This is a genomic window from Streptomyces novaecaesareae (assembly GCF_000716875.1).
Lineage (GTDB): Bacteria > Actinomycetota > Actinomycetes > Streptomycetales > Streptomycetaceae > Kitasatospora > Kitasatospora novaecaesareae.
In genome coordinates this window covers 16,587-42,753 of sequence record NZ_JNWQ01000021.1, presented here as the reverse complement: position 1 = coordinate 42,753, position 26,167 = coordinate 16,587, and the positions used below count along the sequence as shown (strand labels likewise).

At 71.7% G+C, this 26,167-nt stretch carries 29 protein-coding genes; 15 read left to right on the top strand and 14 right to left on the bottom strand.

All coding sequences use genetic code 11. The annotated features are described in order from the left end of the window. Positions 1–131 precede the first annotated feature (131 nt). From OP86_RS10685 to OP86_RS10675, 3 genes are all read left to right on the top strand, one after another. The gene (locus tag OP86_RS10685; RefSeq protein WP_051829934.1) at positions 132–2,537 is read left to right on the top strand and encodes a ribonucleoside-diphosphate reductase subunit alpha; all 2,406 of its coding nucleotides are present in this window, start codon (positions 132–134) and stop codon (positions 2,535–2,537) included. Then, on the top strand, positions 2,537–3,553 hold the full coding sequence (locus OP86_RS10680; protein WP_051829924.1) for a ribonucleotide-diphosphate reductase subunit beta: 1,017 nt from the start codon (positions 2,537–2,539) through the stop codon (positions 3,551–3,553). The genes OP86_RS10685 and OP86_RS10680 overlap by 1 nt, the downstream gene beginning before the upstream one ends. Positions 3,554–3,737: 184 nt before the next feature. Next, positions 3,738–4,112, top strand: coding sequence for a hypothetical protein (locus tag OP86_RS10675; RefSeq protein WP_030057951.1), 375 nt, complete (start codon positions 3,738–3,740; stop codon positions 4,110–4,112). Positions 4,113–4,167: 55 nt separating this feature from the next. Here the strand turns inward: OP86_RS10675 and OP86_RS10670 are convergent, their stop codons facing one another. After that, a complete protein-coding gene (locus OP86_RS10670; protein WP_030057950.1) occupies positions 4,168–4,389 on the bottom strand; it encodes a DUF397 domain-containing protein in 222 nt (73 codons plus the stop codon). Continuing rightward, the gene (locus OP86_RS10665) at positions 4,382–5,251 is read right to left on the bottom strand and encodes a helix-turn-helix domain-containing protein (RefSeq protein WP_030057949.1); all 870 of its coding nucleotides are present in this window, start codon (positions 5,249–5,251) and stop codon (positions 4,382–4,384) included. Before OP86_RS10665 ends, OP86_RS10670 begins: the two co-directional genes overlap by 8 nt. Positions 5,252–5,477: 226 nt before the next feature. On the opposite strand from OP86_RS10665, the gene OP86_RS10660 reads away from it, so the two are divergent. The 4 genes from OP86_RS10660 to OP86_RS10645 are packed head-to-tail and all read left to right on the top strand — an operon-like array spanning position 5,478 to position 7,344. Beyond that, positions 5,478–5,909, top strand: a complete 432-nt coding sequence (locus OP86_RS10660) for an ATP-binding protein (protein WP_030057948.1) — start codon at positions 5,478–5,480, stop codon at positions 5,907–5,909. After that, the gene (locus tag OP86_RS10655; RefSeq protein ID WP_030057947.1) at positions 5,906–6,178 is read left to right on the top strand and encodes a hypothetical protein; all 273 of its coding nucleotides are present in this window, start codon (positions 5,906–5,908) and stop codon (positions 6,176–6,178) included. The genes OP86_RS10660 and OP86_RS10655 overlap by 4 nt, the downstream gene beginning before the upstream one ends. 59 nt (positions 6,179–6,237) lie before the next feature. After that, positions 6,238–6,759 carry a DUF6879 family protein gene (locus OP86_RS10650; RefSeq protein ID WP_030057946.1) on the top strand — a complete coding sequence of 174 codons (522 nt, stop codon included), beginning with the start codon at positions 6,238–6,240 and terminating at the stop codon, positions 6,757–6,759. A gap of 60 nt (positions 6,760–6,819) precedes the next feature. Beyond that, positions 6,820–7,344 carry a hypothetical protein gene (locus tag OP86_RS10645; protein WP_033331554.1) on the top strand — a complete coding sequence of 175 codons (525 nt, stop codon included), beginning with the start codon at positions 6,820–6,822 and terminating at the stop codon, positions 7,342–7,344. Positions 7,345–7,551: 207 nt separating this feature from the next. On the opposite strand, the gene OP86_RS37130 is transcribed toward OP86_RS10645, so the two are convergent. Together OP86_RS37130 and OP86_RS10635 are read right to left on the bottom strand one after the other, a co-directional pair. Next, positions 7,552–7,758: a hypothetical protein gene (locus tag OP86_RS37130; RefSeq protein WP_030057944.1), complete on the bottom strand. Its 207-nt coding sequence runs from the start codon at positions 7,756–7,758 to the stop codon at positions 7,552–7,554. A gap of 22 nt (positions 7,759–7,780) precedes the next feature. Further along, the gene (locus OP86_RS10635) at positions 7,781–7,969 is read right to left on the bottom strand and encodes an eL43 family ribosomal protein (RefSeq protein ID WP_030057943.1); all 189 of its coding nucleotides are present in this window, start codon (positions 7,967–7,969) and stop codon (positions 7,781–7,783) included. Positions 7,970–8,177: 208 nt separating this feature from the next. Between OP86_RS10635 and OP86_RS10630 the strand changes: the two genes are divergently transcribed. After that, positions 8,178–9,452 (top strand): helix-turn-helix domain-containing protein, encoded by a 1,275-nt coding sequence (locus tag OP86_RS10630; RefSeq protein WP_030254816.1) that lies wholly within the window; start codon positions 8,178–8,180, stop codon positions 9,450–9,452. Positions 9,453–9,695: 243 nt separating this feature from the next. Beyond that, a complete protein-coding gene (locus tag OP86_RS36520; RefSeq protein ID WP_157849711.1) occupies positions 9,696–9,842 on the top strand; it encodes a hypothetical protein in 147 nt (48 codons plus the stop codon). 239 nt (positions 9,843–10,081) lie between these two features. Here the strand turns inward: OP86_RS36520 and OP86_RS10625 are convergent, their stop codons facing one another. After that, complete coding sequence (locus OP86_RS10625) at positions 10,082–11,020, bottom strand: MerR family transcriptional regulator (protein ID WP_030057941.1); 939 nt, start codon at positions 11,018–11,020, stop codon at positions 10,082–10,084. A 401-nt stretch (positions 11,021–11,421) separates the two neighbouring features. Between OP86_RS10625 and OP86_RS10620 the strand changes: the two genes are divergently transcribed. Beyond that, positions 11,422–12,480 carry a ferritin-like domain-containing protein gene (locus OP86_RS10620; RefSeq protein ID WP_033331553.1) on the top strand — a complete coding sequence of 353 codons (1,059 nt, stop codon included), beginning with the start codon at positions 11,422–11,424 and terminating at the stop codon, positions 12,478–12,480. Between the two features lie 43 nt (positions 12,481–12,523). Here OP86_RS10620 and OP86_RS10615 read toward each other — a convergent pair whose 3' ends face one another. From OP86_RS10615 to OP86_RS10575, 9 genes are all read right to left on the bottom strand, one after another. After that, positions 12,524–12,988 (bottom strand): flavodoxin family protein, encoded by a 465-nt coding sequence (locus tag OP86_RS10615; RefSeq protein WP_030057939.1) that lies wholly within the window; start codon positions 12,986–12,988, stop codon positions 12,524–12,526. Between the two features lie 144 nt (positions 12,989–13,132). Next, positions 13,133–13,786 carry a peptide deformylase gene (gene def / locus OP86_RS10610; RefSeq protein ID WP_030057938.1) on the bottom strand — a complete coding sequence of 218 codons (654 nt, stop codon included), beginning with the start codon at positions 13,784–13,786 and terminating at the stop codon, positions 13,133–13,135. Positions 13,787–13,843: 57 nt separating this feature from the next. After that, positions 13,844–14,845 carry a tetratricopeptide repeat protein gene (locus tag OP86_RS10605; protein WP_030254812.1) on the bottom strand — a complete coding sequence of 334 codons (1,002 nt, stop codon included), beginning with the start codon at positions 14,843–14,845 and terminating at the stop codon, positions 13,844–13,846. Between the two features lie 351 nt (positions 14,846–15,196). Continuing rightward, complete coding sequence (locus OP86_RS10600) at positions 15,197–16,510, bottom strand: HD-GYP domain-containing protein (RefSeq protein WP_030254809.1); 1,314 nt, start codon at positions 16,508–16,510, stop codon at positions 15,197–15,199. 116 nt (positions 16,511–16,626) lie between these two features. Then, positions 16,627–18,060 carry an HD-GYP domain-containing protein gene (locus OP86_RS10595; protein WP_234434746.1) on the bottom strand — a complete coding sequence of 478 codons (1,434 nt, stop codon included), beginning with the start codon at positions 18,058–18,060 and terminating at the stop codon, positions 16,627–16,629. Positions 18,061–18,430: 370 nt separating this feature from the next. Then, the gene (gene rsrA, locus OP86_RS34270; RefSeq protein ID WP_063832340.1) at positions 18,431–18,844 is read right to left on the bottom strand and encodes a mycothiol system anti-sigma-R factor; all 414 of its coding nucleotides are present in this window, start codon (positions 18,842–18,844) and stop codon (positions 18,431–18,433) included. After that, the gene (locus OP86_RS10585) at positions 18,841–19,584 is read right to left on the bottom strand and encodes a sigma-70 family RNA polymerase sigma factor (RefSeq protein ID WP_030057931.1); all 744 of its coding nucleotides are present in this window, start codon (positions 19,582–19,584) and stop codon (positions 18,841–18,843) included. Before OP86_RS10585 ends, rsrA begins: the two co-directional genes overlap by 4 nt. Before the next feature lie 359 nt (positions 19,585–19,943). After that, positions 19,944–20,579 (bottom strand): alpha/beta hydrolase family protein, encoded by a 636-nt coding sequence (locus tag OP86_RS10580; protein ID WP_030254805.1) that lies wholly within the window; start codon positions 20,577–20,579, stop codon positions 19,944–19,946. Between the two features lie 28 nt (positions 20,580–20,607). Then, on the bottom strand, positions 20,608–21,360 hold the full coding sequence (locus tag OP86_RS10575; protein WP_030254801.1) for an SOS response-associated peptidase: 753 nt from the start codon (positions 21,358–21,360) through the stop codon (positions 20,608–20,610). A gap of 138 nt (positions 21,361–21,498) precedes the next feature. Here OP86_RS10575 and OP86_RS10570 point away from each other — a divergent pair, with 138 nt between their 5' ends. The 5 genes from OP86_RS10570 (at position 21,499) to hisN (ending at position 26,089) form a co-directional block, all read left to right on the top strand. Continuing rightward, the gene (locus OP86_RS10570; protein ID WP_030057928.1) at positions 21,499–22,224 is read left to right on the top strand and encodes a M50 family metallopeptidase; all 726 of its coding nucleotides are present in this window, start codon (positions 21,499–21,501) and stop codon (positions 22,222–22,224) included. Between the two features lie 131 nt (positions 22,225–22,355). Beyond that, entirely contained in the window at positions 22,356–23,687 is a 1,332-nt protein-coding gene (gene aroA / locus OP86_RS10565; protein WP_030057927.1) for a 3-phosphoshikimate 1-carboxyvinyltransferase, read from the top strand. 15 nt (positions 23,688–23,702) lie between these two features. After that, positions 23,703–24,758 carry a ribosome small subunit-dependent GTPase A gene (rsgA, locus tag OP86_RS10560; protein WP_030057926.1) on the top strand — a complete coding sequence of 352 codons (1,056 nt, stop codon included), beginning with the start codon at positions 23,703–23,705 and terminating at the stop codon, positions 24,756–24,758. Positions 24,759–24,887: 129 nt separating this feature from the next. Next, positions 24,888–25,211 (top strand): DMT family transporter, encoded by a 324-nt coding sequence (locus tag OP86_RS10555; RefSeq protein ID WP_030057925.1) that lies wholly within the window; start codon positions 24,888–24,890, stop codon positions 25,209–25,211. Between the two features lie 80 nt (positions 25,212–25,291). Continuing rightward, positions 25,292–26,089 carry a histidinol-phosphatase gene (hisN, locus tag OP86_RS10550; RefSeq protein WP_030254797.1) on the top strand — a complete coding sequence of 266 codons (798 nt, stop codon included), beginning with the start codon at positions 25,292–25,294 and terminating at the stop codon, positions 26,087–26,089. The last annotated feature ends 78 nt before the right edge of the window (positions 26,090–26,167 follow it).

The following is a 26,167-nucleotide window of genomic DNA, read 5'->3' as shown; positions in this document are numbered from 1 at the left end:
GGAGTAACCGTCGCGCGACGCCGTTTTGCGTTCGTGCCGTGCTCCCCTGCCCCGATCGGCCCGGTGGCCCCGATCACCGCCGCCGATCGCCGCCAGGAGAGAGCGCCTTGACCACCGCTGCCTCAGCCACCCTGCCCGCCCAGGGCTCCGGTACCGCCTTCACCGACCCGACGGTCACCGACCCCGGCGGCGCCCTGCTGCGGCTGCTCACCGACCGCAGCGCCGACCTCCCCGAGGTCGACCCCGGCCACGTCGCCGCTGCCGCGCTGCGCGGCCGCCACGCCGGCTCGGACTTCGCCGAGCTGCGCGGGCTGGCCGTGGACGCCGCCGCGTCGATGATCGCCGAGGACCCCCAGTACTCGAAGCTGGCCGCCCGCCTGCTCGCCCTGGAGATCGTCGACGAGGCGAACAGCCAGGGCTCCACGTCCTTCTCCGCCTCGATCGCCGTCGGCCACACCGAGGGCCTGATCGGCGACACCACCGCGGAGTTCGTCGCCAAGCACGCCGCCGCCCTGGACGCGCTGATCGACACCGCGGGCGACGACCGCTTCGAGTACTTCGGCCTGCGCACCGTGCAGTCCCGCTACCTGCTGCGCCACCCGATCACCCGCAAGGTGATCGAGACCCCGCAGCACTTCCTGCTCCGCGTCGCCTGTGGCCTGGCGGTCGGCGACAACGAGCAGTCCGTGCGCGAGGTGGCCGAGCTGTACGGCCTGATGAGCCGCCTGGAGTACCTGACCTCCTCGCCGACGCTCTTCAACTCCGGCACCCGGCACCCGCAGATGTCGAGCTGCTACCTGCTCGACTCCCCGCTGGACAACCTGGACTCGATCTACAACCGCTACGCGCAGATCGCCCGCCTGTCCAAGCACGCCGGCGGCATCGGCCTGTCCTACTCGCGCATCCGCTCGCGCGGCAGCCTGATCCGCGGCACCAACGGCAAGTCCAACGGCATCGTGCCGTTCCTGCGCACCCTCGACTCCTCCGTCGCCGCCGTCAACCAGGGCGGCCGCCGCAAGGGCGCCGCCTGCGTCTACCTGGAGACCTGGCACGCCGACATCGAGGAGTTCCTGGAGCTCCGCGACAACACCGGCGAAGAGGCCCGCCGCACCCACAACCTCAACCTGGCGCACTGGATCCCGGACGAGTTCATGCGCCGGGTCAACGCCAACGAGGACTGGTCGCTGTTCTCCCCGGCCGACGTGCCCGAGCTGGTCGACCTGTGGGGCGCCGACTTCGACGAGGCCTACCGCAAGGCCGAGCTGGCCGGCAAGGCCGTCCGCACGATCCCCGCGCAGACCCTGTACGCCCGCATGATGCGCACCCTGGCGCAGACCGGCAACGGCTGGATGACCTTCAAGGACGCCTCCAACCGCGCCGCCAACCAGACCGCGCTGCCGGGCCGCACGGTGCACTCCTCCAACCTGTGCACCGAGATCCTGGAGGTCACGGACGACTCCGAGACCGCCGTCTGCAACCTCGGCTCCGTCAACCTCGGCGCGCACGTGGCTCTCGACGCCCGCGCCGATGACCTGATCAACGCCATGGACTGGGAGCGCCTCGACGCCACCGTCCGCACCGCCGTCACCTTCCTCGACCGCGTGGTGGACATCAACTTCTACCCGACCACCGAGGCCGGCACCTCCAACTCCCGCTGGCGCCCGGTCGGCCTCGGCGTGATGGGCCTTCAGGACGTCTTCTTCAAGCTGCGGATCGACTTCGACTCAGCAGACGCCGCCCGCCTCTCCACGCTGATCGCCGAGCGCATCATGCTCACCGCCTACGAGCGCTCCGCCGACCTGGCCGAGCAGCTCGGCCGCCACGAGGCGTACGGCGAGACCCGCGCCGCCCGCGGCGAACTGCACATCGACCACTTCCCGACGGCCGCCCCGCAGTGGGCCGACCGCTGGACGGCGCTGCGCGCCCGCATCGCCGAGACCGGCCTGCGCAACTCGCTGCTGCTCGCGATCGCCCCGACCGCGACCATCGCCTCCATCGCCGGCGTGTACGAGTGCATCGAGCCGCAGGTGTCCAACCTGTTCAAGCGCGAGACGCTGAGCGGCGAGTTCCTGCAGGTCAACCCGTACCTGGTGCGCGAGCTCAAGGAGCTCGGCGTCTGGGACCAGCAGACCCGCGACTCGCTGCGCGACGCCAACGGCTCGGTCCAGGACCTGAACTGGCTGCCCGCCGAGGTCCGCTCGCTGTACCGCACCGCCTGGGAGCTGCCGCAGCGCGCCCTGATCGACCTGGCCGCGGCGCGCATGCCGTACCTCGACCAGAGCCAGTCGCTGAACCTCTTCATGGCGGCGCCGACCATCGGCAAGCTCAGCTCGATGTACGCCTACGCGTGGAAGGTCGGTCTCAAGACCACCTACTACCTGCGCTCCCGCCCGGCCACCCGCATCGCCCAGGCCGCCCCCGGCGCCGCCCGCGCCGCCGCGCCCGTGCCGGTCAACACCCCGACCCTCACCCCGGAGCAGGAAGCCGCCCTCGCCTGCTCCCTGGAGAACCCCGAGTCCTGCGAGGCCTGCCAGTAATGTCCGACGACCGCGAGAAGATGCTGCTCGACCCCGGGTTCGAGCTGACCCTGCGCCCGATGCGCTACCCGTCGTTCTACGACCGGTACCGGGATGCGATCAAGAACACCTGGACGGTCGAGGAGGTGGACCTGCACTCCGACGTCGCCGACCTCGCCAAGCTGAGCGAGGGCGAGCGGCACATGATCGGCCGGCTGGTCGCCTTCTTCGCGACCGGTGACTCGATCGTCGCGAACAACGTCGTGCTGAGCCTCTACAAGCACATCAACTCCCCGGAGGCGCGGCTGTACCTGTCGCGCCAGCTGTTCGAGGAGGCCGTGCACGTCCAGTTCTACCTGACGCTGCTCGACACCTACCTTCCGGACCCGGAGGACCGCAACGCGGCCTTCGCCGCGGTGGAGAACATCCCCTCCATCCACCAGAAGGCCCAGTTCTGCTTCAAGTACATGAACGCGGTCGACCACATCGACTCGCTGCAGAGCAAGGAGGACAGGCGGGCGTTCCTGCTCAACCTGATCTGCTTCGCGGCGTGCGTGGAGGGTCTGTTCTTCTACGGCGCGTTCGCGTACGTGTACTGGTTCCGGTCGCGTGGCCTGCTGCACGGCCTGGCCACCGGTACCAACTGGGTGTTCCGCGACGAGTCCATGCACATGGACTTCGCGTTCTCCGTGGTGGACACCGTCCGCGAGGAGGAGCCCGACCTCTTCGACGACGAGATGGCCAAGCAGGTCACGGAGATGCTGGAGGAGGCCGTCGAGGCCGAGCTCCAGTTCGCCCAGGACCTGTGCGGCGAGGGCCTGCCCGGCATGAACACGGCGTCGATGCGGGAGTACCTGCAGGCTGTCGCCGACCAGCGCCTGGCGCGTCTGGGCCTGCCGATCCGGTACGGCTCGGCCAACCCGTTCGGCTTCATGGAGCTGCAGAACGTGCAGGAGCTGACCAACTTCTTCGAGCGCCGGGTGTCGGCGTACCAGGTCGCGGTCGAGGGCTCGGTGTCCTTCGACGACGAGTTCTAAAGCACCCTCGTTCAGCAAACAGCGGAGCTGCCGTCATGGCAGCTCCGCTGTTTGATACCCGGTGTTCAGGAGTAGCCCAGGCATGTCCAAGCTCCAACAGCGTGTGATCGACGGCCCCTTCGGACCGATACAGATCAGTCATGACCGCTGGCCGTCCGTTGTCGCACGCGTGCACGGAACGGGGATGCCCACCGTCACGGTCGTGCCCGACCGCGACCATGGCGCGATCAACATGGGCGGGCACAACATCCCGACCAGCCGGACCCGCAACCGTACTCGGACGGCTGTCGTGGGCGACCGCACCTACGAGCTGAGGCCCAAAGGCCTACGCCGGGCGGAGTTGTGGCGCAACAGCACCCTCATCGCCCACGCCCGCGGCAGCTTCCGGTCCTATGCCCCCGGCCACACCATCCCCGGCCTCGACGCCCGGATCACCTGGTCCCAAGGCATCGACCCGACGGACGTCGCGATCGGCCAGGCCATGATTCTCGGCTTCGGCGCCGGCGCCCCGGGCGCCGTCCTGCGGACCATCTTCTTCTGGGTCGACAACCTCACCTGATAGAGCGGTGGTGCCCCGCCCGGCCACAGCCCGCGCGGGGCACCACGGTTGGGGCTCAGAGGCCCGGAAACTCCCCACCTTTGACCCCGGTGACGAACGAAGCCCAAGCATCAGCCGGGAAGATCAGCACAGGACCGTCCGGGTCCTTGGAGTCACGCACCGGCACGACACCGATCACGCCGACCGCCATCTCCACACAGTTGCTTTGCGCACCCGAGAACGATGACTTTCGCCAGACGAGGTCAGCAACAGCCGCACCCTCGGGGATGCTACTCATCACTGTATTTTCCTTTCGCGATGCGCTCGATGAGCGCGACTGATTCCTTTCGAGGCAGAGACTCGGCCAGCGCCCGCCGGAACAGGTTGGAGTACTTGAAGACCTCTCCCGGTTCCTCGATGTAGAGCGTGCTGAGGAGGCTGTCCACGTACACGACGTCTGTCTCGGTGCTCTCGGGGAAGCTCAGGATGACGAGCGGGCCAAACAGTGCGGCATGAACATCCGATTCCTCCGGCAACACCTGGATGTTGATGTTGGGCTGATCTGCCACGGTCACCAGGTAGTCGAGTTGCTCACGCATCACCGCTCGCCCACCGATCTGGTGCTTCAGCACGGACTCCGACAACACAACCCAGAGCCGGAGCGGAGACTCTCGCTTCAGCACTGATCGCCGTTCCAGCCGAACCTTCGTCAGCTGCTCAACCTGCTCGACGCTGGCATCCTCTATCTGCGCTCGAACGACAGCCCGGGTGTAGTCCTCCGTCTGCAACAGGCCCGGGACGAGGAAGGTCTCCACGCTGTAGGCATCCGAGGCATCAGCCTCCAACGAGATGTAGTCGGCATAGAGCGGCGACAGCGCGTCCGAATACCTGTCCCACCAGCCGCGCAGACGCCCATCTCGCGCCAGATCCTCCAACCGGCTACGTGCTGCCTGGTCTGTCACACCGTAGAGGTCAAGTAGCAGCCGGAGATCCACGAGCCTGATACCGGACTGCGCAGCCTCGATCCGACTGATCTTGCTCTCAGCGCAGTCCAGTTGCCTGGCGGACTGAGCCATCGTCATCCGCGCAGCAGCCCGCAACTCTTTGAGGGTTCGAGCCAGTCGTCGCTGTCGAACCGTCGGATTCCTGTTCACGGGCACGCGTTGACCTCCCAGCGATATGTGCGTTGCCAGTCTGCCGCCCTCCGCCCACGACAACAATCTTTGATCATTTCCAAAGTCGAGACTTGCACTCCAGAAGGCGCGAGAGGCATGCTACTCAACGTAGTCCGCCACTCGACACAAAGTGATCATGGCGGGCTTTCACCGGGCATCCTCATGCCCTCTTCAGCCGCTCTCACCTGCACATCCCAGAGGTGATCCCGCCATGCCTGAAACCGTCTCCCCCTCCCCCAGCGAGCAGACCTGCTGGCTGCCCCGGCACCACAAGTCCCCCCGAGCCGCCCGCCGGGAGCTCCGCGACTTCCTCCTCCCCCACCCCACCGGCAAACTCCTCCTCCCGACCGGCGAGTTGCTGGTCAGCGAGCTGGTCACCAACGCGATCCAGCACGCCCGGACCCCGCGTGACCGCCTGATCTTCGTCCGCTTCCAGCTCTCCCCGGACGCCACCCTCCGTATCGAGGTGCACGACGCCGACAGCGAGAAGCCCACCCTGCGTGACGCCCCCACCTCCGCCGAGACCGGCCGAGGCCTGCTCCTCGTCCACGAGTTGGCCCACAGCTGGGGGTGCGACCCGCGCGCCGGCGGCATCGGCAAGCTCGTCTGGTGCCACGTCTCCCCCGAGGCGGCCGCCGCGTGAGCATCGTCCAGGCCGAGATCACCGGCATCATGGAGCCGACGCTCTTCCCGAGCCTCGACCACGCCTTGCCCGTCCTCTGGGAGCGCGTCCGCGACCTCCCCGTCCGCGAGGCCCACCGGGACTTCATCCGGATCTGCATCGGCCCGGGCGGCGGCGAGGGCGTCGCCCGCTGCCTCTCCCAGGGCGACAGCTGGAGCTTCACCCTCTACGTCGGCGACATGACCGACTGGACCGCCCACCCGATCACCATCACCACCGGCCACCCCTGAACTCCCCTGCCCCTGCCCGGCATTCACGCCGGGCAGGGGCGGCCTGCTGAGGATTTCCCGTGACCATCTCCCGCGAGGCCTTCGGCACCCTCTTCGACGGCTTCCAGCAGGACGCCTTCCGCCTGGAGACGCTGGACGACTACGGCGCCTCCGCCACCGTCGATGCCTACCGGGCATTCCTGGCCGGGGAGCCCAAGCCCGCCCACCACAACGCCGCCTGGCGGGCGAGGGTCCAGCGGCACACCGCCGCCGGCCACCGGATCTACCGAGTCCACATCCTCGCCCGCCCCCTCACCCCGTACCTCCGGTTCGAGTTGGGCTGGGGGTACCGGACGAACACCACCGCTGGCGAAGAGTTCTTCATCCTCGACATCACGGAGAAGCCGAACCCTCTCGAAGAGATCCCCGACTTCTGGATGTTCGACGAGTCGACAGCCGTTTCGATGACCTACGACGACACCGGAGCGTTCCTCGGGGCACACCAACAACCCGAAATAGAGCAGTTCATCCACCACCGAGACACGGCCCTGCACCATGCCGAGCCCTTCACGGACTGGTGGGAGCGGTACGGCAGCACGTGAACGGCGGGATCGGCATCGAATCCGTTTCCGACTGCCCGCGGCACGTGGCAGCATGCGCCCATGTCGACGAGCGAAGCCCCCGAACCAGCAACCGAGGCCGTACGGGAACTGCGGGAGATCGCCCACTCCTGGGTCGACGGCCGGCATGCCGACCCGGAGCTCCTGATCGAAGCCGCATTGCGCGCCCTGACCGCCGGCGTCTACTCACCGTCGCTCCTGCACCTCGCCGCCTTGAGCCGCCTCGAACACGAGCAGGCCCCGGAGCTGTTCGACCAGGTGATGGAGGAGCTCGGTTTCGGCTTCCACCCGCCCGAAGGCTATTGGGAGGGCCGGCTGGCGCTCGCCCGCTGGTGGGCCACCGAGATCGTCGGCGGGTGGCTCGACCCGTTCGAGGGCGCCTCGCTGATCCTCTTCGAGGTCGCGGAGGCGTACGGGCGGTGTGAGGAGTTGGCCCCCCTCATCGACGCGATGGTGGGGCCCTGGGAGCGCGGCGGGCAGCAGTGGTCCCCGCACGAGATCACCGCAGACCTGACGCAGGCCGCCCAGGAGCTCGTGGTCCGCATCCCACCGCCTGTCCGCCCCTGACACCACGCAGGAAGTGCACAGCGAGACTCTGCCCATCATCGAGGCGCGAGCAGGACCCGGCACTCTGGTCCGCCGTGTCTCCCACAGCCCCGAACGCATCACCGACCACGACCGGGCTGCCACGTGCCCAAAGGTGCCCGCCCCCGCCCGGGCTACCGGGCGGGGGCGGTTCGACGTTCCTGATGTGCGATCGCCCCGCCGGGCCGGTCACCCGAAGGGGAGAACGGCGGTGCTGCGCTGGGACAAGACGCGCGAGTAGTCGACGGCTTCGCCAGTCAGAGCACGGTAGTTGAGCACCGGGTCACCTGCTCTGACCAGGGCGGTCGCGCAGCCCACGCACCACGGTCGGGGCGGGTGCACGTCCAGGTCCTCGATGACCGCCTCAGCAGTGCGGCACTCCGCGCAGATCGGCATGCTGTCGGCTCTCCTCGCTGTCTCAGGCCCAGGTGGAGCCGCACGAGGTGCAGCCCCAACGGCCGTCCATCGTCTGGTACGTGGCGCTCGACCCGCAGACCGGGCACACACCGGCCGCGGCGTCCCGGTCGCTGTCCCGCAGGCTACCGGGCGACGGGCTGGTGTGGTGGTGGATCGTGATGGCGGGCTGATCGAGCAGGGTCGCACTCATGGCGCACTCCTCCGAGTGAGGATCGGTACTGGGATGCGCCCGGCCGGGGCTCCATCAGACAACCCCGTCCAGCCCTGAGCGTGGAAGCCCATGAGGCACCCCCGCACGCCCTGTGCGTGCCCTGCATACCCCGTGCGCGCCCTGCCTGCGCTCGCTACTCGACCAGTACGTTGGCCACTCCGTGTAGTCGAAGGGCAGCACTGTGTCGATGAATCCACGCGACCTCGGGACGATCATCAGGGCGGCCCGATGCGCCCAGCGGATGACTCAGGCCCAACTGGGCCGCACCTGCGGCTACTCGGCGTCCGCGATCAGTCGGGTCGAAGCCGGGACGCTCCGCCCTGGAGAGCAGTCGCTCTTACTGATGGCTCGCGCTCTCGGCCTTCCCCTTGGTGCCGTCGGAGTCGGCCGAACGGCTACCCTGGCGCCAGATGTGACCCTGGATCAGGAGGACGCGATGCGCCGTAGGCAGCTGCTCCTGGCAGGCATGGCGGCGGCCGGAGCCTCGGTGCTTCCGCCGTCGGCTTCCACTGCCGCTCAGCCGGACACGGCGGCCCAGATTGTCGGGGCCTTGTACGACCCCGAGGCTGGTGCAGCCACCTCACTACGGCAACTTCAGATCGTCCTCACCGAGGCCCGCACGCAGTTCACCGCGGCCCGGTACCAAGACCTTGGCGAAGCCCTGCCCGGTCTGCTGGGTGCAGCACAAGCGACGCGCGACGTCCTCACCGGCCAGTCTCGGGAGGAAGCTCACGCTTGTGTCGCCAGAGCGTGGGTCCTGGCGACGGAGCTGGCACTGAAACAGCACTCGGATGTCGCCTGGCCGGCTGCAGACCGCGCCCTGTCGGCAGCCCGCGCAAGCGGCGACGCAGTTGTCGAGGGCGAGGCGGCGCGGGTGCTGGCGATCACCATGCGACGCGCCGGGCGACCGGCCGCCGGCGTCGAGCTCCTGCGACGCACCGCCGACTCGCTCGCGCAGAATGGGGACAGCGTGTCTTGCGCCGTGGGGGCGACGCTCCTGATGACGGCCGCGTACACGGCCGCGTGCAGCCAGCAACGCGGCGATGCCCTCGACCTCATGGCTGGCGCGGCGGACTCCGTCGCCCGCCTCGCCAGAACCAGGCCGCAGTCCAGCGGGCAGCTGTTCACGGTCGACGCCACCGCAGCACAAACGGACTTGTACTGGATCGGGGTGCACACGGCGCTGGGTACACCCGACGAGGGCGTCCAGTACGCGGCCCGAATCGTCCCGAGCCGACTGCCCACGGCTGAACGTCAGGCCAGGTACGGCACGGACTGCGCCCGCATGTGGCACCACCTCGGGGATCACCGGCGTACGTTGGCCTCGCTGCGGTTCACTGAGCAGGTGGCCCCGGAGGAAGTTCGTCGGCCGGCTCTACGAGCGCTGACTGCCGATCTGCTCTACGCGCCAGTGACGGTAGTCGGTGTGCGCGAGTTCGCCAGCCGCACAGGCGTGTCATAAGCGGGCTCTGCGATGTCCGGCATCGGCGGCTCCGCCTGAAGTAGTAGCGCCACACCCCTACCTCCCTCAAGCTCCCGCCCCGCCCCCGACGACGACAGCCTGGTGACGGTCACCGCAGGCTGCCAGCACGCCCCGGCCAAGGACGGGCCCATCAAGCCCATGCCGAAGCCCGAACACCCGTGCCACAAACCGAAGGCAGCGTAAGCGACGTACTCTGCGGAGCACACGACAGGAGGTGCTCTGATGGAAGAGTGGGTCGATCCTCAATACGCAGAGCTGGTGGCGTACTACCGGCAGCAGCAGGAGACGCCGACGGGCCCTGCGTACGGCTTGCCCGTCGATGACGTGCCGGTCCGCGGCTTGGTGATCGAGCCGATGCCGAAGCAGTAGCCCCGCGCCGCCCATCCCCCGGGCCCCCGCCCCCGCCCGAACTACCGGGCGGGGGCGCTTCGACGTTCCTGATGTGCGATCGCCCCGCCGGGCCGGTCACCCAAACGGGAGAACGGCGGTGCTGCGCTGGGACAGGACGCGCCCATAGTCGACGGCTTCGCCAGTCGGAGGCCGCGCCCCCGGTGGCCCTCGCGGCTTGATCGAAGCCGCGAGGGCTGGGCCGGCGGCCGGACGTAGAACTACTGCCCGGTGTGGGCGCGCAGGGCTTGCGTGAACCACATGAACACCGGTGCCAGGCTGGGCGGGGCGGGCCATCCGTTGATGACGGCCAGCAGGTGCCAGTAGCGTTCCGCGCGGGGGTCGCCGGCGATCTCCAGGCGTGTCAGCAGCCAGTGGCGCAGGTCCGCGTTGTCGGCGCGGCTGAAGGTCTGCGCGTAGCGGGCGGTCAGGGCGTCGACAATGGGTGCGGCCTCGGCCGAGGCCGGAGCGATTCCCGCGTCGAGCGCGCGGCCGACGCTGTCGCGGACGGTCTCGGTGAGGTCGTGGTGCAGGCCGGTGACGTCGCCGCGGGCGCGTTCGGCTGCCTGGTACTCGGCCATGCGGCGCACGGCCGCACGGAAGTCGGGGTTCTGGGTGAGCTCGGCGAGTTCCACCCAGGCGTCGACTTGTTCGGGTTCGGGGTCGTCCGGCAGTTCGGGCATGGCCGCGCGCATCATGTCCACGAAGTCGGCGTTGGCGTCGAGCCCGCCGAAGGCGTCGTCGATGAAGTCGGTGATCACGCGTCGGCGTTCGTCGTCGGAGAGCTTGGCGAGCTTGTGCATGAGGTCCATTTCCTCGGGGGTGGAGCCCCGCTTGGCCACCGCGCGCAAGACGGCACGCCGCAGTCTGAGGGTGCGGATCTGCACCTCCAAGGCGTCGGCGTGTGCGGCGGCGACCTCGGGCACCGAGACCTCCCGGTCCAGAACCTGCCGGATGACGGCAAGGTCGAGCCCCAGGTCACGCAAGGTGCGCACCAGGTCCAGGCGTGCGAGCGCGCCGATGTCGTAGAGCCGGTAGCCGGCCGGGCTGCGGTCCGTCGGCGGCACGATCCCGGTGTCGGAGTAGAACCGGATGGTCTTGACCGTGAGCCCGGTCCGCCGGGCCAGGTCACCGATCGTGAGGAGCGTGTCGCCGTCCATGTCTGCACTCTCTCGTCTCCCCCTACGGGAGACTCAAGCCCGATCGCTCGCACGTGCCCGCCACCGTGCCCGTGCTGGTCATCCGAGCAGGAGCCCGGGGCGCAGGAAGTCGACCCCGCCGACTTCCTGCGCCCCGCTCTCACGGGATGCGGCCCAACTGTCAAGGCGGACGCGGAAATACAGCCCCTTCGTGTGAACGTATGCCAGTGCGGCGGCGGCTGCGGGTGAGGTGCATCAGCGCTGACCCCCCGCCCCGCCCGGCTCCTACGCCGGGCGGGGCGGCCACCCCGCCCACACGCCGCCCGTCCGGATGAACTCCCGGGCCACACCGGCACCGCGCGCATACATACGACAGGCCCCCCGCTACGGTCCGGCGCACAGCCGAACGAAAGGGGCCCAGCGTGACGACCGGAATCCTGGACTACGAGAGCGACGCGATCGTCCAGCTCATGAACATCGCCGAGGAGGACTGGACCGAACAGGAGCTCAAGGACGCGCTCCAGCGGGCGATCATGCTGGAGCTCTCCACCATCCCGCCGTACGCCACCGCCCTCTGGTCGATCATCGACCCGAACAAGAACGAGCCCGTCGCCCACACCATCCGCGAGATCGTCTTCGACGAGATGTCGCACTTCGGCCTGGTCTGCAACATGCTCACCAGCATCGGCGGCACGGTCGTCCTCACCGACCCGCTCACCGTCCCCAAGTACCCGGGCGAGCTGCCGGGTGGCGTCAACCCGGGGCTGGAGGTGTTCCTCAGCGGGCTGACCCGCGAGTCGGCCACCCTCTTCTCCTGCATCGAGAAGCCCGAGAACCCGCTCGCGTTCGCCGCCGACGGCAACACGATCGGCGCCTTCTACCAGCGCATCGCCAATGTCTTCCCGAACTTCGCGCACCTGCTGACCGGGCACAACCAGGTGACCTTCCCGCTGGGGTCGATCGGCCACGGAGCCGGAAACGACATCGTCGCGATGAACACCATCGACGACGTCCTGAAGGCGATCAACATCATCCAGACCCAGGGCGAGGGCACCACGGTCTCCCCGGACAACCCCTTCCCGGGCCCCCAGGACGAACTCGCCCACTACTACGCCTTCAAGGAGATCGCCGTCGGCAAGAAGCTGGTGAAGAACCCCGCGACGGGCAGGTTCGAGTTCACCGGCCCCGACGTCCCGCTCCCGCCGACCTCACCGGTCGCCCGCGTGCCCGCCGGCGGCTGGGCCAACGACCCCGCCAACGCACCCGACCCGGACACCGCCTCCGCGCTGCATGACTTCAACACCAGCTACAGCGACATGCTGAAGGCCCTCCACGACGCCTGGGGCGGCGCCCCGAACCGGCTGTTCGACGCGACGAGCGACATGAGCGATCTGGGCGTCGCGGCACGGAAGTTGAGCGCCATCAAGCTCCCCGCCGACCCCCACTCCACCTACGGCCCGGAGTGGCTCTTCATCCCGTAGCAAGCCCGATGGCCGGTGCGGGGCTCCCCGCACCGGCCCTGTCTCACCTCCCGCCGGCCCGCAGCCCCTCGGCGAAGGCGCCCGCCGCCGCCAGGTCGCCGCCGTCGGGCCGCGCCTTGTTGATGCCGCCGACGAGCCGGAACGGGAGCCAGGTGTCGAAGCCCCGGCAGGCGAAGGTGTCGACCACCTCGAAGCCCTTCTGTTCGAGGAGCCGCACGAGGGGACGGCTGAACGGCCGCACCCGCAGCTCCGGCAGCCCGCTGGTGGCGAACACGAACGCCCTGCCGCACTGCTGCCCCGGCACCGACCGGACGAACTCGCGCAGCCGAGGGTGGAACCGCCCCGAGAAGATCCCGGAGCCGAATCCCACGAGGTCGTAGCCGGAGAGCCCGGCCGGATCGACCTCCTCGGGCTCGACCACCGGGGCCGACAGCCCCCGGCCCATGACGTCGGCGATCCTCCTCGTGTTGCCGTGGGACACGGAGGCGCAGACGATGACGGCCTTCATGACGGTTCTCCTTCCGCTCGCGGTCACACCCGATGGGTAGACCGGACGCCCCGGGAGAACGTGACATCACTTGTCGTGCCCGCAAATACCCGAAGGCCGGTGCGGACAGGTCCGCACCGGCCTTCATCAACTACCGCCCCGCCGTTACGCGTTCGGTACGGTCGCGTACTTCGCCGTGCCCTCGGCCATCTGCTTCAGGGCGTCCTTGCGGTCGCGCTTCGACAGCTTGTCGATGTAGAGGGTGCCGTACAGGTGGTCCGTCTCGTGCTGCAGGCAGCGGGCGAAGAAGCCGGTGCCCTCGACGCGGATCGGCTTGCCGTCCTTGTCGACGCCGGTGACCGCGGCGTAGTCGGGGCGCGGCAGCTCGGCGTACGCGGTGGGGACGGACAGGCAGCCCTCGTTGCCGTCGTCCAGCACCCGCCGGCGGTCCGCCGGGTACTCCTCCAGCTGCGGGTTGATGACGTGGCCGATGTGGCGCACGCCCTCGTCATCCGGGCAGTCGTAGACGAAGACCTTGAGGTCGACGCCGATCTGGTTGGCGGCGAGGCCCACGCCCTCGGCGGCGTACATCGACTGGAACATGTCGTCGATCAGCGCGGAGAGCTCACCGTCGAAGGCGGTGACGTCCTTGACCTCGCGGTGCAGGACGGGGTTGCCGACGACGGTGATCGGACGGGCGGTGCCCTTGGTGAGGTCGGGCTCCTCGCCGATCACCTTCACGGGGGTCTCGGGCGCCGCCCCCTCCACGTCGTGCTCGTGCTCGTGCGAGTGGTCGTGCTGCTCGGACTGCTCCGCCATGTCTTCGTCTTCCGCTTCCATAGGTCTACGCGTACCTCACCAGGGTACTCAGCGGGTTCAGCAGACCTCTTCGAGATCCCGGTACGCCCGGGTTCCGGGGGCGGCGGCGACCCAGCGGTCCAGCAGGGTGCGCACCAGGTGGGCCGGGGCGGCGATGCCGCATTCCCGCTCGACCAGCCAGGACATCCCGGCGGCGCCGCCCTGGCTGAGGTGGCTGAGGTGGCCGGGGTGGGCGGGGTCGCCGTCGTCGTGCGGGTCGTGGTGGGCGACGATGCCGTCGTCGGAGGCCATCCGGCTCTCCGAGCAGGCGCGGCAGAGCAGCCGCACCGAGGAGGTCCAGTCCTCGGCCGCGTAGCCGGCGTCGGCGACGAGCCGTTCCAGCGCGTCCCGGTCCCCTGCCGTGGCGGCCTGCAGCAGCACCACGTACGTGGGGACGGGCGAGGGCGCCCACAGCTCGATCTCGTCGAAGACGGGGTAGGCGACGCCGTCGGTGACGCGTTCGCCGTGCGGGGCGCCGTCGTGCAGGACGACCTCGCCCCAGCGGCGGCCGGAGGAGGGCAGCGGGATGGAGAGGACCTCGATCCGGGCCGGGTCCAGCCGTCTGCCCCAGACCACCTCGGATTCGCCGTCCGGGGAGAGCCGCACCGGGGTGGTGCCGAGGTCGAGGCTGACGGGGCCGTCGGGCTGTCCGCCGGGGCCGCCGGGGCCGCCGGGCAGCTTCAGTCCGTACGCCTGCCAGGCCCGGCGGGCGAGCGGCCAGTCCTGCAGGGCGGTGGCGGTGATGCCGAGGTTCCACCAGTCGGGGGCGCCGTGCTCGCGGTCGAGCAGGGCGACGGCGCGCAGGCCGGCCGAGCGGGCCTGTTCCCAGTCGCGGCGGAACTTGTGCAGCAGGGCGAGGTTGAACCAGGAGTCGGAGAGCCACGGCTCCAGGTCGGCGGCCATCACCAGCAGCGCGCCGGCGTCCTCGTAGCGGCCGTCGCCGATCAGCGTGAAGGCCCGGTCGGTCGTCTGCCGCCAGGTGGCGGACGGCCGGTGCCGTGCCCGGTGGAAGATCCTCACGTTCGTCCCTGCCGTCGTCGTCCGCTCAAGTCCCGTGCCACCGTGCCCGTACCGCCTCGGAGGGGTACGAAGCCCGGTGCCCCGGGTCGGTGTTCCACGCTACGACCGCATCCAACCACGCCCGCCCCCGCCCGCGCTCCCCACCGCCGAGGTTGGGGCCCGCCCCTCCCCAGCCTGCCCGTCCGATGGCGCCCTCTCAACCCCTGGCGTCGCGGAGCCGGGTTCCGGCCCCGCCCGAGGGCCACACGGGCACCGCGCGGCACCGCCCGGGGGCCCTGGGCCGCGGCCGCCCGGCCCGCCCGAAGGCCCGCAACCTCGCCCGGCAGGCCCCGCCGCCGAGCCCCCGCGAGCTCAGCCCCGGGCCTGTCCGCCGACCCTGGCCAGGGCGTCCACCACTCGTGCGTCGTAGACCCGGCCGCGGCCCAGCCGCAGCACCTCCAGCGCCTGCAGCCGCCCCACGGCCTCGCCGACGCCCCGGCCGCGGGCGGCCGTGAGCAGGTCGTCGTGGGCGTTGGCGACCCGGATGATCCGGGCCGCGAGCGGCACCGGGCCGTCGCCGCCGACCGGCCCGGGGAAGGGGTCGGCCAGCCGGGCGACCTGCTCGGCGACCTGCCGGGGCACCCCGGTGCGGCTGATCACCTCGCTGCCGAGGCGGGCGATCCGCTGCTGCTCGGCGCAGGGCAACAGCGCGGTGGCGCCGTCCGGGACGGGTTCGACCAGGGACAGCTGGCCGACGTCGTGCATCAGCGCGGCGTACTCCAGCAGGGCGAGCTCGCGGGTGCCCAGGCCCAGCTCGCGCCCGAGCGCGCACGCCGTGTCCGCGACCCGGCGCGCGTGCCCGTGCGGGGTGTAGCCGGCCACCTCGGTGGCGCGGGCGAGGCTGGCGATGGTCTGCCCGGTGGTGGCCCGCACCGCGGCGGCCCGCCGGAAGGACACCTGGGCGAGCAGCAGCGGGGTGCAGAACAGCGGCAGCGCCCACAGCCCGACCTCGCCGGCCGCGAGGCTGACCAGCATCCCGGTGGCGACGATCGCCGAGCCGATGCCGAACAGCGAGCGCAGTTCGTCCTCCAGCGCCGCCGGGAACCGCGGCCCGCCGTCCGGGTCTGGAGGGCCGGCGTCCGGGCGGCCGGCCCAGTCGCACCGCAGCAGCGCCGCCAGGGTCGCGTCGCAGAGCGCGGCCAGTGCGGCGACGGCGGTCAGGAACGCCCCGTAGGCCGGGCCTTCGGGTGAGAACCGGTCGACCAGGCCGCCGTTGTAGAGCGGCTGGAAGACGGCGGCGGCGAAGCCGACGGCGAGCAGCCGGCGGGCGGCGCTGCCCCGGCGGGCGGGGTCGGCCCAGGGCGGGCGGCGGTGCGGGCGGTCGGGGCGGTGCGGCAGGGCGAGGCCGGGCAGCCAGGCCAGCAGCAGTCCGGCCCCGGTGACCGCGACCACCTGGAGCGTGCCGTGCGCGGTCGGCACGCCGCGCAGCGGCCCGAGCAGGGCGTACGCCAGCGCGCCGGCCGCGCCGATGGGGGCCTGCTCGCGATCCCCCGGAAGGGTGATCCGGACGCATTCGCCGAGCGCGATCAGCGCGGTGAACGCCAGCGCGACCCTGGGCTCGGCGACCCCGCGCAGCGCGACCGTGCCCAGCGCGAGCACCAGCAGCGCGGCCGCCCCCACGTGCACCGTCCGGGCGGTGCGCCCGCACGCCGCACGGCCGTGCCCCGCACGGTCGGGGGCCGCACGCCCCCGGCCGGCACGCCCCCGGTCGGCTCGCCCGCGGCCGGTGCGCCGGTGCGCCGTCACGACGGCCCGGCCGCGGGGGTGCTCCCGCCTCGGGCGGGCACCCGGCCTGGCGCCGCCCGGGCCGGCTCGGGCACGCCGAGCGGAATGTCCGGGACGGCCTGGATGCAGTCCTCCGAGTGCACCACCGGCGGCCAGTCGTGCACGGCCAGCGCGTCGATCAGGGCCCGGACCATCGCCGGGTCGAACTGGCTGCCCGAGCAGCGCTCCAGCTCGGCCACGGCCTCGGCGACCGGGCGGCCGCGCCGGTAGGAGCGGGTGGAGGTCATCGAGTCGAAGGCGTCGGCGACGGAGATGATCCGGGCGAACTCGGGGATCTGCGCGCCGGCCAGCCCGCTCGGGTAGCCGCGGCCGTCCATCCGCTCGTGGTGGTGCAGGATCCCGGCGTGCGCGTCGCCGAGGAAGTCGATCCCGCGCACCAGCTCGTACCCGTACACCGGGTGGATCTCCACGGCCCGGCGCTCTGCCTCGGTGAGGGGACCGTTTCTGCGCAGGAGCTCGGTGGCCACGCCGAGCTTGCCGACGTCGTGCAGGATCCCCGCGAAGCGCAGGGTGCGCAGCCGTTCGGCCTCCATGCCGAGCTGAGTGGCGATCAGCACCGAGGCCCGGCCGACCCGTTCGCTGTGCCCGCGGGTGTACGCGTCCTTGATCTCCACGGCCTGCACCAGCGACTGCACGGTGGCCTGGTGGGCGTCCCGCTCGCGCTGCCCCTGGGCGAACACCCAGGCGGAGATGGACAGCGGCAGCAGCGCCAGCAGCGCCGCGAACGCGCCGTACGGGCCCTGCCAGAGCACCGCGACCATCAGCCCGCCGGCCGCGTGCACCAGCACCGGCAGCCCGCACACCGCGCAGGCCCCGCGCAGCAGCACCCCGGCGCGGCGGTCCTCGCTGAGCACCAGCATGAACCCCACCACGACCCCGTTGACCAGGCAGAACGCGGCGACGGCGGCGAAGCCTGGCAGTAGCGCGGCCGGGAAGCGGGAGCCCAGCAGCAGTTGCGGGCCGTGCAGCAGGTGGAAGGCGACCGAGGAGGCGAAGGCGCACAGCGCGAGCTGGGCGCCGTTGAACAGCTGGCGCCGGCGGCAGCCGGGCCCGTTCGGGCCGCCGAGCACCGCGGCGGGGACGGTGACCAGTGCGGCGGCGGCCGGGGGGAGCATCAGCACTCCGGCGAACAGCACCGGAAAGAAGGCGTTCACCCCGGGCCGGGCGGGCGTCCGATCGGGCAGTGCCGGGCGGCGCAGCAGCCGGCGCACCAGTACCAGGCAGGGCGTCGGCAGGCCCTGGGCCAGCGACTCCCAGCAGCCGTGCAGGAAGGCCAGCAGCCCGACCTTGGGCCAGTCCACCGGCCCGCCGAGCCAGTGCGGCACCCCGGGGGTGAGGGCGGCGGGCAGCAGCGGGAGCAGGCAGCACAGCGCGGCCACCGGTACGACCACCAGGTAGCGCGCCGCCCCCGGCGGCAGGGTCGCGCCTCCACTGTCGGTAGCGATCTCGACCTCCCCGCCGTCCGGACCCCGTGTTGCCTCAGCACGCCGGGCGGACCGGCGGTGAGTGTCCGTCAGGAGGATAGGCCGCCGTCCGGGCGCGGGGACGCATGATGGCGCAATGGCGCAGTTGGCGCACCGCCAACTCACTCGAACGAGTGAGGGGCGCATGCGAGCAGAACGGGAGCGGCCCCGGGGGCGCACGCCCCCGGGGCCGCTTGGCTCCTTCAACCGGCCGGCCGACAAGCGGCCGCCCGACACCTGACCGGCTGACACGTGACCGCCCGCCACGTGACTGGCCGACACGTGACCGGTCGGCAGGTCACTCCGCCGGGGCGCCGGCCTCGACCGGCGCGCCGGGGCGCCCGGCCGGCTGCTCCGCCGCCCCGCCCTTCGCCGGCTTCGGCGCCGGCCGGGCGGATTCGGCGTGCAGCTCGACGGTGGTCTCCACCGCGACCACCACCGGATCGCCCGAACGCTGCCCGGACCGGATCGAGTCGATCCTGGCCAGCACCTTGCTGCGCAGGTCGGCCGGGGTGTCGTCGCACCCGCAGGAGCGCTTGATCAGCGCCTTGATCGCCTGCTCCAGCCCGTACTGCTTCAGGCAGGGCGAGCACTCCTCGAAGTGCACGCGCAGCTTGGCGCAGTCGCCCTCGGCCATCTCGTTGTCGAGGAATTCATAGAGGTGGTCGAGGACCTCGCCACACTCGGTGTCGTGCGGATCGCCGCAGCTCATGAGCCCGAGCCCTTCGCTTCCTGCCCTGCCCCGCTGCCGGCCGGGACGAGCCCGCGCTCACGGGCGTAATCCTCCAGCATGCCGCGCAGTTGACGGCGGCCACGGTGCAGTCGGGACATCACCGTACCGATGGGAGTACCCATGATGTCCGCGATCTCCTTGTACGCAAAGCCTTCTACGTCCGCGAGATAGACGGCGATCCGGAATTCCTCCGGGATGGCCTGGAGCGCGTCCTTCACATCGCTGTCGGGGAGGTGGTCGAGCGCCTGGGTCTCGGCCGAACGCAGTCCGGTCGACATGTGCGACTCGGCCCTGGCCAGCTGCCAGTCCTCGATCTCCTCCGCCGCGGTGCGCTGGGGCTCCCGCTGCTTCTTGCGGTACGAGTTGATGAACGTGTTGGTGAGGATGCGGTACAGCCAGGCCTTGAGGTTCGTGCCCTCACGGAACTGGTGGAAGGACGCGTACGCCTTGGCGAACGCCTCCTGGAGCAGGTCCTCCGCATCGGCCGGGTTGCGCGTCATACGCAGCGCGGCCGAGTACATCGGATCCAGGTAGCCCAGGGCGTCACGCTCGAAGCGCTCCCGCCGGGCCTCCTCGCTCTCCTCCGACGACACCCGGTAGGTGTCCTCACCGATCGCCTCGGCCAGCTCCTCACCGGTGAGCGCCTCGCCCGCAGGCCGGACCTCGTCCGGGCCATGGCCCGACTCGGCCTCGTGCTCGGTCCCGACGACCGGACCCACCTCCTCGGCATACCGGGCACGGCCCACGGCGGGCCGCCCAGAAATGGAGGATATCGGGCTGACGGGCTTCTCGCCCGCGTCGAACCACTCGGGCCAGGAGGGGGCGAACGCCGTGGCGGCCTCGCGCTCCTCAGGCCGCTCCGGGCACGCGATCGAACCCATCTGCCCTGCCTCTCACCGGTGACTCGTACTGACGGACACGACAACCACTCCGGCCCCGCCCGCATTCCCGCCCCCGGGCACCCTTCACTCGCACGAGTGAGCGAGCCGCAACACCCCGCTCACCGCACCCGTTCACGGCACCGGCTCACCGCACCCGCTCACCGCACCCGTTCACGGCACCGGCTCACCGCACCCGCTCACAGCAGCCGCAGCACCCAGTCCCCCACCGCCGCGCAGATCAGGTCCAGCACCTCGTCCTGCCCCATCGGCGCCCGCTTGGGCACCTCGAAGCCGTGGCTGCCGTACGGCACCGCCACCAGCTCGTGCCCCGCCGGCAGCTCCGGGAACTCCCCGGGCCCGCCGAACGGGTCCGCCACGCTCTGCACCACCAGCGTCGGCAGCCCCGAGTCCAGCACCTCCTGCGCCCGGCTCTTCTCCGGCTTGCCCGGCGGGTGCAGCGGGAACGCCAGCGCCACCACCCCCACCGCCCCGGTGTCCGCCCCCGTCCGGCAGGCCACCCGCGCCCCGGCGCTGCGCCCGCCCACCACCAGCGGCAGCCCCTGCCCGGCCAGGTGCTCGGCGACCGGCCGCCAGCCGAGGTCCAGCGTCTTCGGCGCCGGGCCCAGCTTCTTCCCCGCCACCCGCCAGGGCTGTTCGACCAGCGCCACGGTGATCCCGCGCGCCGGCAGGCTCGCGGCCAGCGCCACCAGGTCCCGGGACTCGATCCCGCCGCCGGCGCCGTGCCCCAGCGCCAGGACGGCCTTCGGCGCGGCCGCCCGGTGGTGGGTGATCCTGGCCTCCCCGGCCTCGGTGGGGACGATTTCGGTGGTCATCTCCGCTACTCCAATCCTGCACAGCACGTCAGAACAGGGTGGTCTCGTACTCGGCCTCGGCCCACGGTTCCTTGAGCTCCGGGCCGTTGTTGCGGATGCTGCCGACCGCCGGCGACACCGGGGTGGCCAGCAGCGCGCCGGGCGGCGGCGGTATCAGCAGCCGGCGCAGCTCGTCCGGGTCGGTCAGCCGGGGGTCCAGCCACTCGTCCCAGGACTCCGGGTCGAGGAACAGCGGCATCCGCTCGTGGATCGGCGCCAGCGCCTCCTCGGCGTCCGTGGTGACGATCGTGAAGGTCACCAGCCACGCCTCCAGGTGCCCGGGCGGCACCGCCCGGTTGCGCCAGAACTCGTACAGCCCGGCCAGCGCCAGCGGGGTGCCGTCCGCCCGGGAGACGAAGAACGGCTTCTTGCGCGCCTTGCCCCGCTCGCCCGGCACCGTCTGCCACTCGTAGTAGCCGTCCACCGGCAGGACGCACCGGCGCGCGGCGAAGGCCTGCCGGTACGAGGGCTTCTCGTGCACCGTGTCCGACCGGGCGTTGATCATCTTCACGGCCGTCTCGGCGGAGTTCGACCACTGCGGCACCAGCCCCCAGCGCAGCACCCGCAGCTGCCGCACCGCCCGGGGCTGCTCCCTGCCCATCCGCTCCAGCACCACGAAGGCGCTGTTGGTCGGCGCGACGTTCCAGTTCGGGTCCAGGGTCTCCTCGGGATCCCACTGCTCGACGTCGAACAGCTCGACGATGGACTCGGGCTTGCTGCTGGCTGCGAACCGACCGCACATGCGGGCCAGCTTGCCATGGCGCCCGTCCTCATCACTTGTTCACGCCAGGACCAGAACCGCCCGCTCCCGCCCGCCCGTCCCCGCATGGGAGGCTGCCCCGAACGGCCCAACGCAGCGAACGGAGGCGGGGAAGACCGCATGAGCACCGACGATCAGACCCTGAGCGCCCTGTGGGGCGAGGTCACCGGCACCCAGCCCGCCCCGCCCGGCTGGCTGGTGCTGGCCACCGGAGCCGCCGCCCTGCTCACCGTCCTCGCCCGCCCGCTGTGGCACGTCGCCCGCAACGCCGTCACCATCGCCCACGAGGGCGGCCACGGCCTGATCGCCCTGGTCACCGGCCGCAAGCTGGCCGGCATCCGGCTGCACTCCGACACCTCCGGACTCACCCTCTCCTACGGCCGCCCCACCGGCCCCGGCATGGTCCTCACCGCCGCCGCCGGCTACACCGCCCCCGCCCTGCTCGGCCTCGGCTGCGCCGCCCTGCTCGCCGCCGACCGGATCACCCTGCTGCTGTGGCTGGCGATCGTCCTGCTGCTCGCCCTGCTCCTGCGCATCCGCAACGCCTTCGGCCTCTTCACCGTCCTGGTCGCCGGCGGCGCCTTCTTCCTGGTCTCCTGGTTCGGCAGCGCCCAGGTCCAGGCCGGCTTCGCCTACCTCGGCTGCTGGTTCCTGCTGTTCGGCGCCGTCCGGCCCGTCCTGGAGCTCCAGCACCAGCGCCGCATCGGCTGGGCCCGCGACTCCGACGCCGACCAGCTCGCCCGGCTCACCCACGTCCCCGCCCTCGCCTGGGTCACCGTCTTCCTGCTCACCGCCCTCGCCTGCCTCGCCCTCGGCGCCGACTGGCTGCTCCAGCCCCTGCACTGAGCACCGCCCGCCCCGCACCGGCCCGCCCACGACCCCGGCACCGAACCGCCGCAACCCCCGCACCGAACCGCCCCGGGCCCGCCGCCCAACCGGCGCAGGAACGGTTCTGGTACGGCCCCTAGACTTGCCACATGACCGAGACCCTGTGGCCCGCCCCCGTCGCGACCAGCCCCGTCGACGCCACCGTCACCATCCCCGGCTCCAAGTCGGTCACCAACCGGGCCCTGGTGCTGGCGGCACTGGCCGAGAAGCCCGGCTGGGTGCGCCGCCCGCTGCGCAGCCGCGACTCCCAGCTGATGGCCGACGGCCTGCGCGCCCTCGGGGTCACCATCGAGGAGAAGGTCAACAACGACGCCGGCGGCACCGGCGGCGGCGAGGCCTGGCGGGTCATCCCCGCCCCCGCGCTGCTCGGCCCCGCCTCGGTCGACGTCGGCAACGCCGGCACGGTCATGCGCTTCCTGCCCCCGCTCGCCGTCCTCGCCGACGGCCCGGTGCACTTCGACGGCGACCCGCGCTGCTACGAGCGCCCCCAGCACGGCGTGATCAACGCCCTGCGCGCGCTCGGCGCCCGCATCGACGACGGCGGCCGCGGCGCCTTCCCGCTCACCGTCCACGGCACCGGCTCGCTCGACGGCGGCCCGGTGGAGCTGGACGCCTCCTCCTCGTCCCAGTTCGTCTCCGCGCTGCTGCTCTCCGGCGCCCGCTACAACCACGGCATCGAGGTCCGGCACGTGGGCGGCCCGGTGCCGTCGCTGCCGCACATCCGGATGACCGTCGAGATGCTGCGCCTGGCCGGGGCCCAGGTCGACGCCCCCGAGGACGGCGGCGAGAAGGACGTCTGGCGGGTCACCCCCGGCGCCCTGATCGGCCGCGACCTGGTGGTCGAGCCGGACCTGTCCAACGCCGCGCCGTTCTTCGCGGCCGCCCTGGTCACCGGCGGCCGCGTCACCGTCCGGGACTGGCCCAAGCACACCTCCCAGCCCGGCGACCAGCTGCGCGAGATCTACACCCGGATGGGCGGCGCCTGCGAGTTCACCGACGAGGGCCTGCAGTTCACCGGCACCGGCCGGATCCACGGCATCGAGGCCGACCTGCACGACGTCGGCGAGCTCACCCCGGTGATCGCGGCCGTCGCCGCGCTCGCCGACTCCGAGTCCCACCTGTACGGCATCGCCCACCTGCGCCTGCACGAGACCGACCGGCTCGCCGCGCTCGCCAAGGAGATCAACGACCTCGGCGGCGACGTCACCGAGACCGAGGACGGCCTGCGGATCCGCCCGCGCCCGCTGCACGGGGGCGTCTTCCACACCTACGAGGACCACCGCCTGGCCACCGCCGCCGCGGTGCTCGGCCTGGCCGTGCCCGGCGTCGAGGTGGAGAACGTCGCCACCACCGCCAAGACCCTGCCGGACTTCCCCGCGATGTGGGCCGAGTTGCTCGGCGAAGCGGCGGCGGACGCCTGAGCGGAGACTGAAGCCATGCGCCGCTACGGCAAGGACGCCGACGAGGACGACATCCGCAACCGCCCCGCCCGCCGGGGTTCCCGGCCGCGGACCAGGATCCGGCCCAAACACGAGGACGCCGCCGAGGCGATGGTGCTGACCGTCGACCGCGGCCGGCTGACCTGCCTGGTCGACCCGGGCACCAAGCAGGAGCGCCAGGTCGTCGCCATGAAGGCCCGCGAGCTGGGCCGCAAGGGCGTCGTCGTCGGCGACGTCGTCAACATCGTCGGCGACCTCTCCGGGGACGCCGACACCCTCGCCCGGATCGTCCGGGTCGAGGAGCGCGGCTCGGTGCTGCGGCGCACCGCGGACGACGACGACCCGTACGAGCGGATCGTCGTCGCCAACGCCCAGCAGCTGGCCATCGTCACCGCCCTGGCCGACCCCGAGCCGCGCCCCCGCCTGATCGACCGCTGCCTGGTGGCCGCCTACGACGCGGGCATGGAGCCGCTGCTGGTGCTCACCAAGTCCGACCTCGCGCCGGCCGCCTCGCTGCTGGAGTCGTACGCGCCGCTCGGCATCGACTACGTGGTCACCCGCCGCGACGAGCTGGAGACCGCCGGCGCCGAGGCCGTCCGCGAGCACCTGCGCGGGCTCTCGACGGTGTTCATCGGCCACTCCGGCGTCGGAAAGACGACCCTGGTCAACGCCCTCGTCCCGGACCGCCAGCGGCAGACCGGCCACGTCAACGCGGTCACCGGCCGCGGCCGGCACACCACCGTCTCCGCGCTCGCGCTGCGGCTGCCCCCGCCGCCCGGCGCCAAGCCGGGCTCCAAGAAGGCGCTGAACCCCGGCTGGGTCATCGACACCCCGGGCTTCCGCTCCTTCGGCCTCTCGCACATCGACCCGTCCCGGGTCATCCACGCCTTCCCCGACCTGGAGCCCGGCACCGTCGACTGCCCGCGCGCGTGCAGCCACGACGAGCCGGACTGCGCGCTGGACGCCTGGGTCGCCGACGGCCACGCCGAGGCCGCCCGGCTCTACTCGCTGCGCCGCCTGCTGGCCAGCAAGGAGGCCCGCGAGGGCGACTGAGCCCGGTCCGCCGCGCCGTTGCCCGGGGTCCGCGGCCCGTTCGAGGTGTCGGACCGCGCCCGCCTGGCGATCATAGGAAAGTCGGGCCACAGCGCGGCCCGACCCGTCGATCGACAGGGAGGGCACGCGATGGCATGGGCCCTGGTGGTCCTGGCCGGCCTGCTGGAGACCGGCTTCGCGATCAACCTCAAGCTCAGCGAGGGCTTCACCAAGCTCTGGCCCACCGTCAGCTTCTGCGTGTTCGCCCTCGGCAGCTTCGGCCTGCTCACCCTCTCCCTGAAGAGCCTGCCGGTCGGCCCCGCCTACGCGGTGTGGACCGGCATCGGCGCGGCCGGCACCGCCAGCTACGGCATGCTCTTCCTGGACGAGACCACCTCGGTGCTCAAGCTGGTCTCGATCTCCCTGGTGATCGCCGGCGTCATCGGCCTCCAGCTCAGCGGCACCGCCCACTAGCGAGGACCCGGCGGAACGGCCCCGTCCCGCTCCGCGAGCCCGGCTGTGCCGATTCGGGCGGGCTCGCTAGGGTTTCGGACATGGCCGACTACCACGACGATCTCCGACTCGCCCATGTCCTCGCCGACTCGGCCGACTCGGTCACCCTGGAGCGCTTCCGCGCCCTCGACCTCAAGATCGAGACCAAGCCCGACCTCACCCCGGTGAGCGACGCCGACAAGGCCGCCGAGGAGCTCGTGCGCAGCGTGCTCCAGCGCGCCCGCCCGCGCGACGCGGTCCTCGGCGAGGAGTTCGGCCTGCAGGGCTCCGGCCCGCGCCGCTGGGTGATCGACCCGATCGACGGCACCAAGAACTACATCCGCGGCGTCCCGGTCTGGGCCACCCTGATCGCCCTGCTGGAGGACGGCCCGGACGGCGTCGAGCGCCCGGTGGTCGGCATCGTCTCCGCCCCCGCGCTGCAGCGCCGCTGGTGGGCGGCCAAGGGCCTCGGCGCCTTCGCCGGCCGCAGCCTGGCCAAGGCCTCCCGGATCCACGTCTCCGGCGTCTCCCGGATCGAGGACGCCTCCTTCTCCTACTCCTCGCTCAGCGGCTGGGAGGAGCGCGGCCGCCTCGACCCGTTCCTGGACCTCACCCGCGCCTGCTGGCGCACCCGCGCCTACGGCGACTTCTGGTCCTACATGATGGTCGCCGAGGGCGCCGTCGACATCGCCGCCGAGCCCGAGCTGTCGCTGTGGGACATGGCGGCCAACGCCGTCATCGTCGAGGAGGCCGGCGGCCGCTTCACCGGCCTGGACGGCGTCCCCGGCCCGGGCGGCGCCGACGCCGTCGCCTCCAACGGCCTGCTGCACGAGGAAGCGCTGCGCCGCCTGTCGGTCTGACCGGCGAGCGGGCGAGTCCCCGCCCCGAGCCGAAGGGACGCGCCGGTGCCGAAAGCGAGAAGCGACCAGCGAGGCACG